The organism is Nocardioides sp. Z24_21, from assembly GCF_058134345.1.
Window position 1 is genome coordinate 1,178,879 of record NZ_JBYTTH010000001.1, and the last position, 17,412, is coordinate 1,196,290.

At 73.6% G+C, this 17,412-nt stretch carries 15 protein-coding genes; 6 read left to right on the forward strand and 9 right to left on the reverse strand.

Going from position 1 to position 17,412, the window contains the following annotated elements:
• Positions 1–11: 11 nt before the first annotated feature.
• On the reverse strand, positions 12–1,295 hold the full coding sequence (locus AC3X7Z_RS05770; protein WP_186339329.1) for an adenylosuccinate synthase: 1,284 nt from the start codon (positions 1,293–1,295) through the stop codon (positions 12–14).
• Between the two features lie 108 nt (positions 1,296–1,403).
• Between AC3X7Z_RS05770 and AC3X7Z_RS05775 the strand changes: the two genes are divergently transcribed.
• Positions 1,404–2,318: a diacylglycerol/lipid kinase family protein gene (locus AC3X7Z_RS05775; protein WP_186339330.1), complete on the forward strand. Its 915-nt coding sequence runs from the start codon at positions 1,404–1,406 to the stop codon at positions 2,316–2,318.
• A 10-nt stretch (positions 2,319–2,328) separates the two neighbouring features.
• Here AC3X7Z_RS05775 and AC3X7Z_RS05780 read toward each other — a convergent pair whose 3' ends face one another.
• Complete coding sequence (locus AC3X7Z_RS05780; protein ID WP_489975298.1) at positions 2,329–3,318, reverse strand: helix-turn-helix transcriptional regulator; 990 nt, start codon at positions 3,316–3,318, stop codon at positions 2,329–2,331.
• 355 nt (positions 3,319–3,673) lie between these two features.
• Here AC3X7Z_RS05780 and lysS point away from each other — a divergent pair, with 355 nt between their 5' ends.
• The 4 genes from lysS (at position 3,674) to AC3X7Z_RS05800 (ending at position 8,117) form a co-directional block, all read left to right on the forward strand.
• Complete coding sequence (lysS, locus tag AC3X7Z_RS05785) at positions 3,674–5,413, forward strand: lysine--tRNA ligase (protein WP_489975299.1); 1,740 nt, start codon at positions 3,674–3,676, stop codon at positions 5,411–5,413.
• Positions 5,414–5,615: 202 nt separating this feature from the next.
• Positions 5,616–6,665, forward strand: coding sequence for a hypothetical protein (locus AC3X7Z_RS05790; protein ID WP_489975300.1), 1,050 nt, complete (start codon positions 5,616–5,618; stop codon positions 6,663–6,665).
• Between the two features lie 245 nt (positions 6,666–6,910).
• A complete protein-coding gene (locus AC3X7Z_RS05795) occupies positions 6,911–7,333 on the forward strand; it encodes a DUF3151 domain-containing protein (protein WP_186339334.1) in 423 nt (140 codons plus the stop codon).
• 10 nt (positions 7,334–7,343) lie between these two features.
• Positions 7,344–8,117 (forward strand): HAD family hydrolase, encoded by a 774-nt coding sequence (locus AC3X7Z_RS05800; protein ID WP_489975301.1) that lies wholly within the window; start codon positions 7,344–7,346, stop codon positions 8,115–8,117.
• A gap of 67 nt (positions 8,118–8,184) precedes the next feature.
• On the opposite strand, the gene fbaA is transcribed toward AC3X7Z_RS05800, so the two are convergent.
• Both fbaA and AC3X7Z_RS05810 read right to left on the reverse strand, forming a co-directional pair.
• Positions 8,185–9,219, reverse strand: coding sequence for a class II fructose-bisphosphate aldolase (gene fbaA, locus AC3X7Z_RS05805; protein WP_489975302.1), 1,035 nt, complete (start codon positions 9,217–9,219; stop codon positions 8,185–8,187).
• Positions 9,220–9,491: 272 nt separating this feature from the next.
• A complete protein-coding gene (locus AC3X7Z_RS05810) occupies positions 9,492–10,148 on the reverse strand; it encodes a TrmH family RNA methyltransferase (RefSeq protein ID WP_186340316.1) in 657 nt (218 codons plus the stop codon).
• Between the two features lie 109 nt (positions 10,149–10,257).
• On the opposite strand from AC3X7Z_RS05810, the gene AC3X7Z_RS05815 reads away from it, so the two are divergent.
• Entirely contained in the window at positions 10,258–11,040 is a 783-nt protein-coding gene (locus tag AC3X7Z_RS05815) for a DedA family protein (protein ID WP_241005230.1), read from the forward strand.
• A gap of 31 nt (positions 11,041–11,071) precedes the next feature.
• Here AC3X7Z_RS05815 and pyrE read toward each other — a convergent pair whose 3' ends face one another.
• From pyrE to AC3X7Z_RS05840, 5 genes are all read right to left on the reverse strand, one after another.
• The gene (gene pyrE / locus AC3X7Z_RS05820; RefSeq protein WP_186339337.1) at positions 11,072–11,614 is read right to left on the reverse strand and encodes an orotate phosphoribosyltransferase; all 543 of its coding nucleotides are present in this window, start codon (positions 11,612–11,614) and stop codon (positions 11,072–11,074) included.
• A gap of 90 nt (positions 11,615–11,704) precedes the next feature.
• Positions 11,705–12,850 (reverse strand): hypothetical protein, encoded by a 1,146-nt coding sequence (locus AC3X7Z_RS05825; protein ID WP_489975303.1) that lies wholly within the window; start codon positions 12,848–12,850, stop codon positions 11,705–11,707.
• An 80-nt stretch (positions 12,851–12,930) separates the two neighbouring features.
• Entirely contained in the window at positions 12,931–14,250 is a 1,320-nt protein-coding gene (locus AC3X7Z_RS05830; RefSeq protein ID WP_489975304.1) for a hypothetical protein, read from the reverse strand.
• Positions 14,251–14,348: 98 nt separating this feature from the next.
• The gene (locus AC3X7Z_RS05835) at positions 14,349–14,831 is read right to left on the reverse strand and encodes a hypothetical protein (protein WP_186339340.1); all 483 of its coding nucleotides are present in this window, start codon (positions 14,829–14,831) and stop codon (positions 14,349–14,351) included.
• Entirely contained in the window at positions 14,828–17,314 is a 2,487-nt protein-coding gene (locus AC3X7Z_RS05840; RefSeq protein ID WP_489975305.1) for a helix-turn-helix transcriptional regulator, read from the reverse strand. The genes AC3X7Z_RS05835 and AC3X7Z_RS05840 overlap by 4 nt, the downstream gene beginning before the upstream one ends.
• Positions 17,315–17,412 lie beyond the last annotated feature (98 nt).

Consider the following 17,412-nt stretch of genomic DNA (forward strand, 5'->3'; position numbering starts at 1 on the left):
GGGGCGTCGGGTCAGCCGTGCACGACCAGGGTCTGCTCGCGACCCGGACCCACGCCGACGCCCCAGATCCTCGCGCCGGAGATCTCCTCGAGCGCCTCGACGTAGCGCTGCGCGTTGGCGGGCAGCTCGTCGAAGGAGCGGCAGCCGGAGATGTCGCTGTTCCAGCCGTCGAAGAACTCGTAGACCGGCTTCGCGTGGTGGAACTCGGTCTGCGTCATCGGCATCTCCTCGACGCGCTCACCGTCGACCTCGTAGGCCACGCAGACCGGGATCCGGTCCCACGAGCCGAGGATGTCGAGCTTGGTGAGGAAGAACTCGGTGAGGCCGTTGACCCGGCTGGCGTAGCGCGCGACGACCGCGTCGTACCAGCCGCAGCGGCGGGTGCGACCGGTGGAGACGCCGATCTCGCCACCGAGGGTCTGGAGCTGGATGCCGTCCTCGTCGAAGAGCTCGGTCGGGAAGGGGCCGGAGCCGACGCGGGTCGTGTAGGCCTTGATCACGCCGATCACCCGGTCGATGCGGGTGGGGCCGATGCCGGCGCCGACGCACACGCCACCGGCGACCGGGTTGGACGAGGTGACGAACGGGTAGGTGCCGTGGTCGACGTCGAGCATCGTGGCCTGGGCGCCCTCGAAGAGCACCGTCTGGCCGGCGTCGAGCGCCTGGTTGAGCAGCAGCGAGGTGTCGCACACCATCGGCCGGAGCCGGTCGGCGTAGGAGAGCAGCTCCTCGACGACGGCGTCGACCTCGATCGCGCGACGGTTGTAGACCTTGGTGAGGAGGTGGTTGCGCACGTCGAGCGCGGCCTCGATCTTCTCCCGCAGGATCTTCTCGTCGAAGAGGTCGGCGATGCGGATGCCGACGCGGTTGATCTTGTCGGCGTAGGCGGGTCCGATGCCGCGCCCGGTGGTGCCGATCTGGTTCTTGCCGAGGAACCGCTCGGTCACCTTGTCGATGGTGGCGTGGTAGCTCGCGATGACGTGGGCGTTGGCGCTGACCTTGAGGTCGGCGACCTCGACCCCGCGGTCGAGCAGTCCGTCGAGCTCGCGGAAGAGCGCCTCCGGCGAGACCACCACGCCGTTGGCGATGACCGAGGTGGCCCCGGGCGTGAGGATGCCGCTGGGCAGCAGGTGGGTGGCGTACTTCTCGCCGTCGATCACGATGGTGTGGCCGGCGTTGTGACCGCCGCTGGTGCGGACCACGAAGTCGATCGGGTCCGTGGTGGCCAGCAGGTCGGTGGCCTTCCCCTTGCCCTCGTCGCCCCACTGGGCGCCGAGCACGACGATCGCGGGCATCTCAGCCCTCCTCTGTCTTCGGCATCACTGGAATGCACCGAGCCCCGGCACAAGGCGCCGGGGCTCTTGCGACGCCACGCTACCGCACCCCTCGGCTAGGGTCCGGTCGTGCGATCCCTTCTCGTCATCACGAACGCCGAGGCCGGCACCTCCGACGAGGCGCGGCTGGCACAGGCCCTCGACGCCCTGCGGGACAAGGCGTCGGTCGAGGTCGCCAAGACCTCCAACCCCGGCGAGCTCGACGGCGTGCTCCACCGTGCGGGCGGACGTACGGTCGTGGTGGCCGGCGGCGACGGCAGCCTCCACGCGGTCGTGACCGCGCTCCACAAGCGCCGTGAGCTCGACCAGGCGACCCTCGCCCTGCTGCCGATGGGCACCGGCAACGACTTCGCCCGCGGCAACGACATCCCGCTCGACATCGAGGACGCGGCGCGCCTGGTGCTCTCCGGGGAGCCCCGCCCGGTCGACCTCATCGTCGACGAGACCGGCAACGTCGTGGTCAACAACGTGCACGTCGGCGTCGGCGCGCAGGCCAGCCGCAAGGGCCACAAGTGGAAGTCGCGGCTGGGCGCCGTCGGGGTGGGCAAGGCCAACCTCGGCAAGCTCGGCTACCCCATCGGGGCGCTGCTCTCGGCGTTCGACCCACCCGCCTGGCGCCTGCACGTCGAGGTCGACGGAGAGGTCGTCAACGACGTCGACCGGCCCGTGCTGATGGTCGCCATCGGCAACGGCGCCAAGGTCGGCGGTGGCACCGACGTCAACCCCGACGCCGACACCGAGGACGGCCTCCTCGACGTGATGGTCAGCCGCGCGGTCGGACCGAGCGCCAAGCTGGGCTACGTCCTGCGGCTGCGCAAGGGCGAGCACGACGAGCGCGACGACGTGCTCACCCTGCGGGGCAAGTCGGTCAAGGTCAGCGGCGACGAGTTCTGGCTCTCGGCCGACGGGGAGATCTCCGGCCCGGAGCGCACCCGCAGCTGGCGGCTCGAGCGTGGCGCCTACACGATGATCCTGCCCCGCTGACGCCGGCGGCTCAGAGCCAGCCCCGCCGCACCGCCTCGACCCCCGCCTGGAAGCGCGTGTCCACGCCGAGCTCGGTCATCAGGGCGGCGACGCGACGGCGGACGGTGCGCAGGCCGATGCCGAGCTTGCGGGCGATCACCTCGTCGGTCGAGCCGGCCATCAGCTGCTCCAGCAGGAACTGCCGCCCGTCCGGACTCACCTTGCCCGCCTCGAGCTCGCGCATCGGGGCGGCGCGGGCCCACAGCGACTCGAACCACATGGTCAGCGCGGCGACGATCGAGCGCTGCCGGACGTGCACCCGCGGATCGTCGGTGAAGCCGATCGGCTCGGGGAGCACCGCATGGGTGTCGCCGAAGATGAACATCCGCGTGGGCACCTCCGAGAGGATCCGCACCTGCTCGCCCAGGGACGCGCGCACCCGGAGGGCGTCGGGTGCCTCGGTCAGGGCGCGCGCCGGGTAGATCGCGCGGGAGCGACGCCCCGTGGACATCGCCTCGCCGAGCATCTCGCTGACCCTCGACTCGCGCGGCATCGCCCAGGCGTCCGGCCGCAGCCACAGCATGTCGCCGCGGCTGGTGCGCATCATGACCTGCAGGAGCTCGAACGGGTCGCCGCCGGAGCTGAGCTCGCCGTCGAGCGGCTGGACGTCGGAGACGTGGTGCCGCTCAGGACGAGCGGCGGCGGCGACGAGGTGGGGCACCGCGAGGGAGAGCTCGGCCAGCTTGCCGGCCGACGACGCGGCCGTTCGCGCCTCGCGCAGCACCAGCTCGGAGACCGCCTCCGCGAGGGACGGCACGACGACGCGGTCGTCGGCCACCACGACGAGACCGCGCTCGATGAGCGGGGCGAGGTCGCGCAACAGCTGGTCGGGCCGCGCCTGCACCACCTGCGCGACACCGGCGACGGTGTGACCGGAGACCGGCGCCACCCGGAAGTAGAGCTGCTCGGCACGACGCTCGAGACCGAGCGCGACGAGGACGGAGGACGGGTCACCGGGCATGGTGGCAGTTTAGTGCCAACGGCAGTTTGGACCCGCGTGGCACGGACCGGCCAACACATACTTGACACGCTGGCCGCCGCGGGGGTGTGCGGCCGCACCGCTCCTCGGAGCAAGGCGTCGGAGCCGCCACGGGGGACGGCTCCGGCGCCCACCGATGCCCGCCTTGTGGACGATCTGTGGATGTTGCGTCGACTACTGGTGGCCGTCCCGTTGCCCTTTCGCGGACGAGGGGGCCCCATCGGCTCGCGCGCGCCAGACGTACGACGGGGTCCTCGAGAGGCCGCGTCGGCGTCGCCCGACGGCCGCCGAGTGGCGCGCGTCGGTGGCCCCGCCGTGCCACCGATAGCCTTGCCACATGGCACGAAGTGGACGTCAAGGCGGCGGCGAACCGGTCGACTGGGTGACGCGTGCGGCGGACGACGCCGTACGCCACGCCGGCGAGGGCAACCTGGTGACCGTGGCGTCCGGCGCCTCCCCCAGCGGGCCCATCCACCTGGGCAACCTCCGCGAGTTCATCACCCCGCACTTCGTCGCCGAGGAGCTGAGGCGTCGCGGCGTCCCGGTGCGCCACCTGCACTCGTGGGACGACTTCGACCGGTTCCGCAAGGTGCCGGCCGGTGTGCCTGCGGAGTGGGCCGACCACATCGGCCGGCCGCTGACCTCGGTGCCCGACCCGTGGGAGTGCCACGACAGCTGGGCCGCGCACTTCAAGGCACCGTTGCAGGCGGCCCTGCGCGACCTCGGGGTCGAGATGGAGGAGATCTCCCAGACGCAGATGTACACCTCCGGCGCCTACCGCGAGCAGGTCCTGGAGGCGGTCTCGCGCCGCGACGAGATCGAGGCGGTGCTCGCCCGGCACCGCACCAAGAAGGTTACCGCCGGCGAGGACGCCACCGCACAGGAGGCCGCCGACCTCGCCGACTCCGTCGCCAACGAGGACAGCGAGCCGGCCGGTGCCGGCTCGGGCTCCGACTCCGGCTCCGACTCCGAGGTGATCGCCCGCTTCCCCTACCGCCCCTACTGCCGCCAGTGCGGGCGCGACACCGTCACCACGACGGCCTACGACGACGCCACCACGACGCTGTCCTACTCCTGCTCCTCCTGCGGCTTCGAGGGCACGACCGACCTGTCCACCGACACCGACGGCAAGCTGGTGTGGAAGGTCGACTGGCCGATGCGCTGGGCGTTCGAGAAGGTCGACTTCGAGCCCGCCGGCCGCGACCACATGACGCCCGGCTCGTCCTACACCGTCGGCACGGAGCTCGTGTCCTCCATCTTCGACTGGCGGGCGCCGGCCCGGGTGATCTACGCGTTCGTCGGCTTCGCCGGAGTGCAGAAGATGTCGTCGTCGGCCGGTGGCGTGCCGACCGCGACCGACGCGCTGCGCATCCTCGAGGCACCGATGCTGCGCTGGCTCTACGTCCGCCGCGCGCCGACGCAGGCCTTCGACATCGACTTCGGCGCGTCCGTCGTCCGGCTCTACGACGAGTGGGACGCGCTCGGCCGCAAGGCCGCCGACCCCGCCAAGGCCGACGTCGCGACCCTGGCGTGGCACCGCGCCTCCGAGACGGCGTCCGCCGGGCGCCTGCCCACCCCCGCCGTCGTGGTCCCCTTCCGCACCCTGTCCTCGGTCGCCGACGTCACCGCCGGGTCGGCCGAGCTGATCTCCCGGATCGTCGAGTCGTCGGGCTACCCGCACGAGTCGGTCGCCGACCTCGAGCCCCGGCTGACCAAGGCCATGCAGTGGACGCGCGAGCACGTGCCCGCCGACGAGCGCACCACCGTCCGCGAGACGCCCGACACCGAGCGCCTCGGCTCGCTGACCGAGGACGAGCAGCTGTGGCTGCGGATCTTCCTCGACCGGCTGCCCGACGACGGCGACCTCGAGGCGGTCACCTCGGTGGTCTACGGCGTGCCCAAGGTCGCCCGGGGCCTGGGCTTCGACGACACCCCCACCGACCAGGTCAAGGCCGACCAGAAGGACTTCTTCCGCCTGCTCTACAACCTCCTGGTCGACGCCGACCGCGGCCCCCGCCTGCCCACCCTCGTCCTCGCCCTCGGCCCCGCCAAGGTGCGGCAGCTGCTCGGCGCCTGACTCGCGTGCGCCGGTCGCCGGCACGGCTCGAGCGGTGACTTCCCCGCTCAACCCCACGGATCCGGGTGTCCTAGCGGGGACCAGGCATGCTGAGTGCCGGCACCAGGACGTACGCCCTCCACAGGCGACGCGTTCGGCCGCCCGTCCACAGGCACGGCCCGGGGCGGTGGCGTGAGCGGTCGCGCCGGCCCATCGTCAGCGCATGCGAGATTCGTTGCGAGCACGTGCCCGACGTCAGGACGGGCTGTTCACCCGCCAGCAGGCGCTCCGGGCGGGCTACACCCGGCGTGAGATCGACGCGGCCGTCCGTCCCGACGGTCCGTGGATCGCGGTCCGGACCGGCGTCTACTGCGAGAGGCTGCTGGTCGAGGACGCAGACCAGCGGCTGCGCTGGATGTTCAAGGACCGGGCGGCGCTGCTCGTTGCGCGCCGGCAGGCGGTCCTGAGCCACGACTCCGCGGCGCGTTTCCTCGAGATCGACACGCTCGCGCCGCCGATCCCCGCCACCCACCTCACCCACACGGGGGCGCGCGGCAACCGCACCAACAGCGGGATCGTCCGGCACCGCGACCTCCTGCCGCTGTGCGTCGAGGTGGTGGACGGCCTGCTGGTGACGTCGTACGCCCGCACCGCCGTCGACATCGGCCGGCTGCACGGCTTCCTGCCGGGACTGGTTGCCGTCGACGCGGTCCGCGGGAAGGGCGTGCCGCTCGCCGATCTGGCGGCAGAGCTCGCGCGGATGGGCAACCACCCCCACATCGCGCGCGCCCGTGCGGCCGTCGCCGCCTCTGACGCAGGGGCGGAGAGCGTCCTGGAGACCCTCGGCCGCCAGCTGGTCCGCGAGCTCGAGATCGGTGAGGTCGAGACGCAGTTCGCCATCGGGCTGGCCGACGGGCGAGTCGTCTGGTGCGACATCCGGGTAGGACGCCACATCTTCGAGTGCCACGGCATGCTCAAGCTCGTCCCGGTCGAGCGGGGCGGCGTCGCGACACAACCCGCCGAGCAGGTGCTGTGGAAGGAGAGGGCGCGACAGGTCGCGATCAGCGCGGAGGGCCTCGGCGTGTCCAGCATCGTGTGGGCGGACTGCTTCGGCCAGGCGCGCGACCGCGCGCTTGCCAGGCTCCGGCGGGAGTACGCCGTCACCGAGGCGCGGTTCGGCCGGGAGCTCCCGCCCCACCTGCGCCGGTTTGCCGACGACCACCCCCGGCGGCGCGACGGTGCCCTGTGGACCACGGCGAGCCACGCGGCCTGACCGCGCGCCCGGCACCGCTGGGACACCCGCGTCCCCGCTGGACACGTCGGATCCGACGTGTTGAGCGGGGACGAGCCCGCTTGAGCCAAGGGGGAAGCCTGCCCAAGGGGGAAGCCTGCCCAAGGGGGAAGCCTGCCCGAGGGGGGAAGCCTGGGCGGGGGCGATGCCCGAGGGCGAAGGCGAGGGCCAGCCCGAGGCAGAGGCCCCGCCCGGGCGGGGGCGGGGGGCGGTCCTAGGGTTGCCCCATGACCTCCGGACCCTTCGGCGGCGACCTGATGGCCGGTCCCCCGCCCACCCACCTCCCCGCCGACCCCGCCGACGCCGAGCTCGCGGGCGGCGACGCCCCGGCGGCCGTCGTACGCCGTCACCCGGCGTCGCCGACCGCGTGGGCCGCCCTGGCCCAGCAGGCCCGCGACGCCGGCGCCGACGACGTCACGGTCTACGCCTACGCCCGCGTCGGCTACCACCGCTCGCTCGACCAGCTGCGCCGCAACGGCTGGAAGGGCCACGGGCCGGTGCCGTGGGAGCACGAGCCCAACCGCGGGTTCCTCCGCTCCCTCGCCCTCCTCGCCCTGGCCGCGCGCGCCATCGGCGAGACCGAGGAGTGGGAGCGCTGCGCGACGTTCCTCCGCGACTCCAGCCCGGCAGCGGCCGACGAGCTCCTCTGAGGGCGAGGTCGTGGCCACGGGCCGGCTGACCGACCCGCCGGGCGTGGTCTTCGACCTCGACGGCACCCTCATCGACTCCGAGCCCTCGTGGGCGCGCGGGTTCTCACTCGGCCTCGCGCAGGTGCTCGAGGCGCACGGCCACGGCACCCACGACCTCCGCCCGGAGGACATGGCACGGTTCCAGGGCGGCCGGGTGCCCGACACCGTCGCCGCGACCCTGGCCGACCTCGGACTCGATGCGGCGCTCGACGCCGGCGAGACCCGTCAGGTCGTCCAGGCGGTGATCGACTGGGTCTGCGCCGACGTCGCCGCCGCCCCCGTCCCGATCCCGGAGGCCGTCGAGCTGGCCCACGCGCTGCATCGGCGCGGCATTCGGCTCGCCGTGGCGGCGTCGTCGGCGCTGCCGTTCATCGACGCGGCGCTCGAGGTGCTCGGGCTGCGCGAGGCGATCCCGGTCCGCACCTCGGCCATCGACCTCCCCCGGGGCAAGCCCGACCCCCTCGTCTACGTCCTCACGCTGCACGAGATGGGGCTGCCGGCCTCCCGGGTGGTCGCCATCGAGGACTCACCGGTGGGCGTGGAGTCGGCGGTCCGCGCCGGCCTGCGGTGCGTGTGGTTCATGCCGGGAGCACCGGACGCCGAGCGCGCCGACCGGGTGCGTGCCCTGAAGGCCGCGGACACGGGGTCAGGGACGCTCGCCGCGCAGGTCGACGCCCTCGTCGCCCCGGTGCCGCACCTGCGCGCCGACGACGTGCTGCGGATGCTCGGGGCCGACGCCCGCTGAGCCGGGCGGACGCACGACCGCCCGCCGGCGCGTCGGGCGTACGACGTGCCGGCGGGCGGGGTGGTGCTCAGCGTCCGAGCGACGTCCCGGCGGAGCGGAGGTTCTCGCAGGCCTCGACGACGCGCGCGGCCATCCCGGTCTCGGCGGCCTTGCCCCAGGCGCGGGGGTCGTAGGCCTTCTTGTTGCCGACCTCGCCGTCGACCTTGAGCACGCCGTCGTAGTTGCTGAACATGTGCCCCGCCACCGGGCGGGTGAAGGCGTACTGGGTGTCGGTGTCGACGTTCATCTTCACCACGCCGAAGTCGACGGCGTCGCTGATCTCCTGCGCGGTCGAGCCCGAGCCGCCGTGGAAGACCAGGTCGAACGGGCGGGCGTCGGCGCCGAGGCCGAGCTCGGACGCGGCGGCCTCCTGGGCGGACTTGAGGATCTCCGGGCGCAGCTTGACGTTGCCCGGCTTGTAGACGCCGTGCACGTTGCCGAACGTCAGCGCCGTCAGGTAGCGGCCCCGCTCGCCGGAGCCGAGGGCCTTGATCGTGGCGATGGCGTCCTCGGGCGTGGTGTAGAGCTGGTCGTTGATCTCGTTGGCGACACCGTCCTCCTCGCCGCCGACGACGCCGACCTCGATCTCGAGGATGATGTGGGCCGCCGCGCACTTGGCGAGGAGCTCCTCGGCGATCCGGAGGTTGTCCTCCAGCGGCACCGCGGAGCCGTCCCACATGTGCGACTGGAACAGCGGCGCCTCGCCGCGGGCGACGCGCTCGGCGGAGATGTCGAGCAGCGGGCGGACGAAGCCGTCGAGCTTGCCCTCGGGGCAGTGGTCGGTGTGCAGCGCGATGTTGACCGGGTAGTTCTTCGCGACCTCGGCGGCGTAGGCCGCGAACGCCACCGAGCCGGTGACCATGTCCTTGACCGACGGGCCGGAGAGGTACTCCGCGCCGCCGGTCGAGACCTGGATGATGCCGTCGGAGCCGGCGTCGGCGAAGCCCTTGAGCGCGGCGTTGAGCGTCTGCGAGGACGAGACGTTGATGGCCGGGTAGGCGAAGGACCTCTCCTTCGCGGCATCCAGCATCTGGGCGTACACCTCGGGCGTGGCGATGGGCATCTGGAGATCTCCTCTGAAGCGGTCAGGCAGGCCTCTCCAACCCTAGTGGCTACCCGCGAGTCCGATCCGGGCCGACCGGTCGTCTCACCTCGTGACGACCGGCCCGGGCCGATCGGCTCCACCCCCACGGGGACTGGTCGGCGGCCGGGGCCCCGACCTAGGTTTGACGCCGGACCGGCTCGCCAGACCTTGGGAGGGGACGGGTCCGGGGTGTCGTGGGGACATCCCGGGCCCGGGTCCGCCCCACCGCGCCCGACCCGGCGGCCGGCGGGTCACCCGCGCCAGGCGTCGTCGCCGGCGAGGTCGGCGTACTCCCGCACCCAGCTGTGCATCGCGATGGCGGCGGCCGCGCTGGCGTTGATCGAGCGGGTCGAGCCGAACTGGGCGATGGAGAAGGTGCCGTCGCACACCTCGCGCGCCGCCTCGGACAACCCCGGCCCCTCCTGGCCGAACAGGAAGCACACCCGTCGGGGCAGCTCCATCGTCTCGAGGTGGAGCGAGCCCGGCAGGTTGTCGATGCCCAGCAGCCGCACCGGTCCGCCGCGCTCGGCGGGGAGGGAGTGCAGGTAGGCCGCGAGGCTCTCCGCGTCGGGGTGGTGCCGCACGTGCTGGTAGCGGTCGGTCACCATCGCACCGCGCCGGTTCCAGCGACGGTTGCCGACGATGTGGACCTCGGCGGCGAGGAACGCGTTGGCGGTGCGCACGATCGTGCCGATGTTGAAGTCGTGCTGCCAGTTCTCGATGGCGACGTGGAAGTCATGCCGCCGGGTGTCGAGGTCGGCGACGATCGCCTCGAGGGTCCAGTAGCGGTAGCGGTCGACCACGTTGCGGCGATCGCCGTCGCGGAGCAGGTCGGGGTCCCACTGCTCCCCCTCGGGCCACGGCCCCTCCCACGGACCCACCCCGACCTCGGGCGGACCGTGCGGCATCGGGTCGTACGGCGCCCGCTCGTGCGCCCGGTCCTCGTCCTGCATGGCAGCACCCTAGGCAGCGACGCCGAAGCCGGAGGCCGCGGACCCCGTGGCTAGGGTGACGCGGGTGAGCGCGTTGTGGGACCTGCAGTCCATCCTGTCCTCGGGGTCGTCCTGGGACCTGTCCGCGGGCGTCCAGCCGATGCTGCTCGGCATCGACTGGATGGACCCCAACTGGCTGCTCGAGCGCTTCGGCACCGCGCTGTTCTGGATCAGCCTGCTGATCGTCTTCGTCGAGTGCGGGCTGTTCTTCCCGATCCTGCCCGGCGACACGCTCCTGTTCGCCCTCGGCCTCTTCATCGCCACCGGCCAGCTCGACCTGTTCCCGGGTGGTACGGGCGTCGAGCTGCTCATCGCCGTGCTCGCCCTGACCCTCGCGGCCTTCCTCGGCAACGTGGTGGGCTACGAGATCGGCCGCGCCATCGGTCCCCCGCTCTACGAGCGCGACGGCCGGATCATCAAGCGCAAGTACTTCGACCAGACGACCGCGTTCTTCGACCGCCACGGCAACAAGGCCCTGGTCATCGGCCGCTTCGTGCCCTTCGTGCGCACCTACATCACCGTCGTGGCCGGCGTGACGCGGATGGACCGGGGCCGCTTCTTCGTGTGGAGCCTCGTCGGCGCTGTCCTGTGGGTCGTGTCGATCTGCCTGCTCGGGTTCTTCCTCGGCGACGCGTTCCCGGCGCTCGGCGAGAGCATCGACAAGCTGATCATCGCGATCCTGGCGTTCTCGCTGGTCCCGGTCGCCTACGAGTGGTGGCGCCACAAGCGCACCAACGCCCCCGGTGCCGAGATCGGCCCACAGGACGGCGGGCCCGACCGCGACATCACCGGCCGCGACCTCGACTGACCACCCTCCCGGCGGGGACGGTCGGACGGCGTCAGCCGCGGGCGGCGTCGAGGTCGGCGCGGGTCAGCACCGACCGGACCTCGAGCCCGACGTCGGCCAGGGGGTTCTCCCCCGCAGGCGAGCGGTCGATCGCGCAGACGACGACCTCCACGACCGCGCCGAGCTCCCGCAGCGCGTGGGTGGCGTCGCGGACCGCACCTCCGGTCGTGATCACGTCCTCGATGATCGTCACCCGGCGACCGGCGACGTCCGGGCCCTCGGCGAGCTTGGCCGTGCCGTACTCCTTGGCCTGCTTGCGCACGAACAGCGCCGGCAGGCCGGTCCTGGCCGACACCATCGTGGCGATGGGGATGCCGCCGAGCTCGAGGCCGCCGAGGAGCTCGGTGCCCTCCGGCAACAGGTCGGCGACCCGTGCGGCCACCCGCTCGAGGAGGGCCGGCTGGGCCTCGAAGAGGTACTTGTCGAAGTAGGTGTCGGCCACCTGCCCCGAGCGGAGGGTGAACTGCCCGGTGAGGCGGCAGGCCGCGTCGATGTCGGCGGCGAGGGCGGCGTCGGGGGTCGCGTCCGGGTTCATGGGTCGCATCCTCGCAAAGGGTCGTCGTCGTCCGAGCGCAGGCTCCCCCCCGGGGGTCGGGGGGAGCCTGCGGGTCTGGGTGTCCCGTGGTCACCGGCGGACGCGGAACACCTTCCGCACCGGCGTGGGGTCGGTGACACCGGCCACCGTGGCCCGGACCAGGAGCACGTGCTTGGTCCCGCGCGCCGACGCCTTGAGCTTGCCCGTGCGCACCCGGTGGGTCTTCTTGCACGACGTCCAGGCGCCCTTGTCGAGCTTGCAGGAGAACCGGGCACCGGCGTGGGGCGAGGACAGCTTGAACGTCGCGACGGCTCCGCGCCGGACCGTGCGAGCGCCCCTCACCTTCCCCGTCGTCGGGGCCACCTGCCAGGTCTGCGTGCCGGGGGTCGCATCGGCGTTGCCGTGGCGGTCGTGGGCGCGCACCTGCCACGTGTAGGTGCCGGGCGTGAGCCCGGCGTACTTCGTCGGAGAGGTGCAGGCGCGCCAGTCGTGGGCCTGGGAGGGACCGGTCAGCGCGCACTGGCTCAAGCCCTCTGGGCTGCCGAAGCCGAAGGAGGCGTCCGAGCCGTCGATCGTGCCGGCCGAGAACGACGTCTCGGGCGGCGTCGCGTCCAGCAGCCAGGTGTGCTGGGCTCCCCTGCGGTCGTACTCGCCGTGCAGGTCGATGGCACGCACCGTGAACTCGTACTGGGCGTCGGCGAGGCCCGAGTAGACGACGGGCGAGCTGCACGGCTCGTAGTGGTCGGAGCCCCGGTTGTTGGTCCGGAGACGGCACTCGAAGGTGCCGGGCTCGGAGGAGGCGAAGGTGAAGACGGCGTCGCGAGAGGTCGTCCGCGCGGTGGTGGCCAGCGTGGTCACGGGGTGGACGTCGTCGACGCCGATGTTGAACTGGCGTGAGGCCGGGGTGGGGTCGACACCCCCCGCGCCCACGGCCCGGACGCGGAACAGGTAGTCACCCACGGCGAGGTCGGCGTACTGGATGCTCCGGGGATAGGTGCACGCCGTCCACGAGGCCGGCTCGGTCGGTGCGGTCAGGCTGCACTCGAAGGTCGCCGCAGGGTCGGAGGAGTGGAAGGTGAAGTCCGCCAGGTGGGCCGTGTGGGACCACGTGTAGGTCACGAGCGTGGTCTCGGGCGCGGCGGCGGCGCTCGCCGGGGGCGCGGCGAGCACGCTGCCGGCGAGCGCGGCCGACGCGGTCATGGCCAGCACGGCCTTCACGGTGCTGCGGACGGTCATGGGTCCTCCTGCTGTCGTGGATGGAACGGGTGGGGTGGCGCCGCGACGGGGCGGTGCGGTCGTGCTGTCGTGCGCGGCGGTCACCGCACTCGCCTCGCGGACGACTTCGCGGAGGCCGCCTCGAGGCCGGGGCCCCTGACGGTCACCTTGATCGCGATCCGGGTCCCCCGGTCGCGTCGCACCACCCGGTAGGTCCTCTTGGTCGCCCCCTTGATCACCCGGCCGTTGCGGAGCCAGGTGTAGCGGACCTTCGCGGGCTTGGGCGACCAGGTGCCGGCAGTGGCCGTGAGCCTCCTGCCCACCCGGGCCTTGCCCTGGAGCACGGGCTTGGCCTTCAGCCGGAACGATCCCGTTGCGCCCTCCGAGGGCGGCGGCGGGGGCGGCTGGGTCGGGGGCGGGGTCGTGGTGGGCAGCGGCGGCGGGTCGATCGCGGCCGGCGACCACGACGGCTCCGAGCCGGGACCGATCAGGCTCATGCCGCTCGCCTCGCACGTGGGCGCGGGGGTCACCACCCAGATCCCCTCGGTGGCGCCGACGGCGAACGCGGCCCCGTCGGGGGACCAGCTCGGGTCGTGGAGCTGGGCGTCGGTGGGGCTCGCGCCGGGCGCTCCCGAGCAGCGGGGCGTCGGGTCCGGGAGCGTGGCGATGGCGCCGGTGCGCGGGTCGCCGGTGACGGCGTACCAGATCATCTCGGTGTCGGGACCGTAGCTGCGGATGGCCGCCAGGCGCGTGCCGTCGCGGCTGAGCGAGGCGTCGCCGAGGTCGGTGCTCGACGAGAAGATGTCACCGTCGTCGAACCAGTGCTGGCTGCCGCCGGCCTGGTCCTGCAGCTTGACCTGGGACCCGTAGCCGCCATGGACCATGAGTCGGCTGTTGCTGACCCACGACGGCTCCCGCTCGTACGACGTCATCTCCGGGCCGGTGAGCCCGGTGGCGGCCGTCACCCCGGTCACCGTGCGGGCTCCGCAGGAGACCCCGATCGGGCAGGTGTAGCTGGCCATCGTGTAGGCGATCCTGGTGCCGTCGGGGGAGATCGCGACGTCGACCGGCGGCCCGTCGACGGGCGCGCCCACCGAGTTGAGCATGGCGGGCGGGTCGATGCGGTTGAGGACCACGCCGTTCTGCTGCAGGCGCAGGATCTCGGTGCCCTTCCCTGCGGCGAGGACGCCCGCGTCGGACATGGTCGGCGACACGTAGGGGTGGTCGGCGGTGCCGTCGCGGGTCACCTGGTGCAGGCCGGTGCCGTCGGTGCGGACGAGCCAGATGTTGGCGTCGCGCACGAAGGCGATGGTGCCGCCCGGGACCGCGGCGTGCGCGGCCGTCAGCGACGTCAGCGGCAGGGTGAGCGTCCCCGCCGCGAGGATCAGTGGGGCGGCCACGGCCGCCAGTCGGATGCGCATGTGTCTCCTCGGGTCTGGTCGACCCATCCCACCTGCGCGGCCGCGGACGCACATCCGCCCACGGGCGCGATCACCTCGTCCGCGAGGATGAGCGTCGTTCAGCCCGGACGCGGCAGGCGCGCGAGGCGACGCTGCCAGGCGGCGATCGCGGCGGGCGTCGATCCGGCACCGAGCACCGCGCGGGCACCGGCCAGCCGCCGGTCGGCCGACCGGCGGGACAGGTGGAGCCGCGCGGCGGCCGCGCCCAGCGACTCGCCACCGGCGAGCAGGGCGAGCAGCGCGTGCTGCTCCTGGGTGAGCACGGCGCCGGGCGCGACCCGGTGGTCGAGGTGCCCCAGGCGACGCAGGTCGTCGCACAGCCGGTCGACGACGGGCCGGTCGGCGGTCGCCTCGACCAGCAGGCCCTGGCCCGCCACCGCGCTGAGCACGGCGTCGACGGCGGCGGCCTCGTCGTCGACCGTCAGCTCGAGCACGTCGCCCGCGCGCGGCTCGGTGGTGACCGACCAGCCCAGCGCCGCGAGCTCGCCGCGTGCGTCCTCGACCGCGTCCGGACCGGCCTCGACGACGACCAGCGGCTTCACGTCGAGCCGGTCAGGATCGCGACGAGGTGGCTCCGGTTGTCGGCGCCGAGCTTCCTCCGGGCGCTGGCGAGGTGGGTCTGGACGGTGCGGTGGGCCAGGGCGAGGCGGGTGGCGATCTCCCGGTCGGTCAGGCCCTCCGCGACGAGGTCGACGACCTCCTGCTCGCGGGCGCTCAGCAGGGCACCCTCGGCGGTGCGTCGGGCCCCCTGGTGGACGCCGGCGGCACGGAGGGACCTCTCGCACCGGGCGACCAACGGCGCCAGTCCGTCCTCCCGGGCGGCGGTGAGGACGGCACGCAGCTCGGCCTCGGCCGAGCCGGTGTCCCCGCCCAGCCGCGTGGCCTCCGCCGCCGCCCAGCGACACATCCAGACCGCGGACCGCCGCTGGCCGTGCAGCTCACCGGCTCGGTCGAAGTGGCCGCGGGCGGCGTCGTACTGCTGGGAGCGGAGCGCGTCGATCCCGTCGAGCTCCGGCTCCGTCCCGGCGAACAGGCCGCCCGCCAGCGACTCGGGGCGCGGCGGAGGGGGGAGCCCACCGTCGTACGCCGCCCACGCGACGACCGGCGCCGCGCCGGTGATGGCATAGGTGTCGTTGCCGCCGGCCGAGGTGAAGGGCTCCCACTCGGCGACCGCCCGCTCGGGCTGCCCGCCCAGCGCGAACGCGTGGAGGCGCACGCCGTGGTGGTTGGACAGGTGGCTGACCCGGTCCTTGAGCGCGTCGGCGGCGGCGAGCGCCTCCCGGGTGTGCCCCAGCTCGGCCTGGGCGAAGCCGATGGTGGAGATGACGTCGTAGCGGTCGCCGGGGGCGAGCGCCTCGGCGAGCATCCTGGAGCCCTCCTCGACCACGGACGCCAGGTCTCCGCGGTAGAGCGCGACCACCAGCCCTGTCACGGCCGAGTTGTGCGCCTTCTTGAGCAGCCGCAGCTCGCGGGCCCGGCGCTGGTGGCGATCGACCTGCGCCAGGGCCTCGTCGAGGTCGCCGGCCGCGGTCAGCGAGATCGTGTAGTTGAGCAGGACGCTGAGCTCGCGGTAGGCGTCGCCCTCCGCCCGGGCCTCGACCAGCGACTCCTCGAAGAGCTCGCGCCATCCCGGCTCCTCGAGGTCTGCCAGCGCGGACGCCGCCATGCCCTTGGCGCCGGCCGAGCTGGTCCCCGACCGCGCGGCGAGGTCGATCGCCTCGCGGGCCAGCGTCAGCGCGGCGCGCGCGTCGTTGTCCATGATCAGCGCCGCCGCCGCCTCCCGGTTGAGCAGCTGCGCCTCCTCCCGGGACCCGGGCCGCGCGAGGGCACGACCGGCGGCGATCTCGACCGGGTAGCGGTCCCAGTCGCCGATCTGGAACGCCTGCGTCGCCCTCGCCAGGGCGAGCGCGGCGCCGTGGGGGCCGGCGACCTCGAGGCCCTCGAGGAGCTGGCCGGCACGCTCGGGCTCGGCGGCGGTGCACGCGGCCTCCGCGGCCCGGATCCGCAGCTCGGTCGCGTCGTCCCCGTCGGCCGACTCGGCGGCGGTGACGAGGTGGCGCCACCTCTCCCCGGGGGTGGCCGACTGCTCCACCGCACGCAGGGCGGCGGCGTGGGCCTCGCCCCGGTCGCCGGCGGCGAGCAGGTGGTGCGCGACATCACCGGGGTGGTCGCTCAGCCGGGCGAGCGTGCGGTGGCACCGCACCCGCCGCTCCGACGACACCAGGTCGCCGATGACCTCGCCGATGAGGGCGTGCCGGATCCGGGCGCCGCCGTCGGCATCGACGACCACGAGCCCGGAGTCGAGGAGGCCCGGCACGTCGGGCACGTCGGTGGCCGGCACCGGCCGTCCCGCCAGCGCCAGCAGCGCGACCCCCTCCAGCTGCGCCTCCGGCAGGTCACGGCACCGCGCCAGCAGCGCGAGCTCCAGGCTGGCCGTCCCCCCGTCCACGCCGAGCTCCTCGATGAACAGCGGGTTGCCGCCGCTGCGCTCCACCAGCTCGTCGACCTCGGCGTCGGTGAGGCCGCCGCGGACCGCCGCGACCAGGGCCCGGGCGGCGTCGCGTCCCAGGGGCTCGAGGTCGAGCCGGGCGGCGCCCGCCTTGTCGAGCCGCGTCACGACCTCGGCGGCCGCCGGGTCGCCGCGCCGCGCGGTGACGACGAGCCGGACCCGGCCGACCAGCTGCTCCAGCACCTCCAAGGTCGCGGGGTCGGCCCACTGGGCGTCCTCGACGACCAGCACCGAGGACCCCATGGCGGCCTCGACCGCCGTCGCGACGTAGTCGGGGTCGCCGGTCCAGGTCTCGTCGGGCAGCTCGGGGAGCGCCCGTCGCAGGGACAGGAACGGCAGCCACGCCAAGGTGCCGAGGGCCCCGCCGACGCGGTGGGGCGTGGCGGCGAGGGCACGGGCGGTGAGCGCGGTCTTCCCCACCCCGGCCTCGCCGTGGACGAGCAGCGCACCCTCGGGTCCACCGAGCAGCTCGGCGAACGACTCCAGCTCGGTTGCTCTCCCCAGGAGCTCCCTCATGGCGAGCAGGCTAGCGGCGGGCCGCGCCGGACGTGGCGCAATTGCACGATGCGCCGCTCACCCGCCCCGGCGAGGGTGGTGTCGACACACCGAGGGGG

What these genes read in the sequence shown, in the direction of transcription:
- AC3X7Z_RS05770 (WP_186339329.1), bottom strand. Translation starts at nt 1,295, where the DNA reads ATGCCCGCGATCGTCGTGCTCGGCGCCCAGTGGGGCGACGAGGGCAAG.
- AC3X7Z_RS05780 (WP_489975298.1), bottom strand. Translation starts at nt 3,318, where the DNA reads ATGCCCGGTGACCCGTCCTCCGTCCTCGTCGCGCTCGGTCTCGAGCGT.
- lysS (WP_489975299.1), top strand. Translation starts at nt 3,674, where the DNA reads ATGGCACGAAGTGGACGTCAAGGCGGCGGCGAACCGGTCGACTGGGTG.
- AC3X7Z_RS05790 (WP_489975300.1), top strand. Translation starts at nt 5,616, where the DNA reads ATGCGAGATTCGTTGCGAGCACGTGCCCGACGTCAGGACGGGCTGTTC.
- AC3X7Z_RS05795 (WP_186339334.1), top strand. Translation starts at nt 6,911, where the DNA reads ATGACCTCCGGACCCTTCGGCGGCGACCTGATGGCCGGTCCCCCGCCC.
- fbaA (WP_489975302.1), bottom strand. Translation starts at nt 9,219, where the DNA reads ATGCCCATCGCCACGCCCGAGGTGTACGCCCAGATGCTGGATGCCGCG.
- AC3X7Z_RS05810 (WP_186340316.1), bottom strand. Translation starts at nt 10,148, where the DNA reads ATGCCGCACGGTCCGCCCGAGGTCGGGGTGGGTCCGTGGGAGGGGCCG.
- pyrE (WP_186339337.1), bottom strand. Translation starts at nt 11,614, where the DNA reads ATGAACCCGGACGCGACCCCCGACGCCGCCCTCGCCGCCGACATCGAC.
- AC3X7Z_RS05825 (WP_489975303.1), bottom strand. Translation starts at nt 12,850, where the DNA reads ATGACCGTCCGCAGCACCGTGAAGGCCGTGCTGGCCATGACCGCGTCG.
- AC3X7Z_RS05830 (WP_489975304.1), bottom strand. Translation starts at nt 14,250, where the DNA reads ATGCGCATCCGACTGGCGGCCGTGGCCGCCCCACTGATCCTCGCGGCG.
- AC3X7Z_RS05840 (WP_489975305.1), bottom strand. Translation starts at nt 17,314, where the DNA reads ATGAGGGAGCTCCTGGGGAGAGCAACCGAGCTGGAGTCGTTCGCCGAG.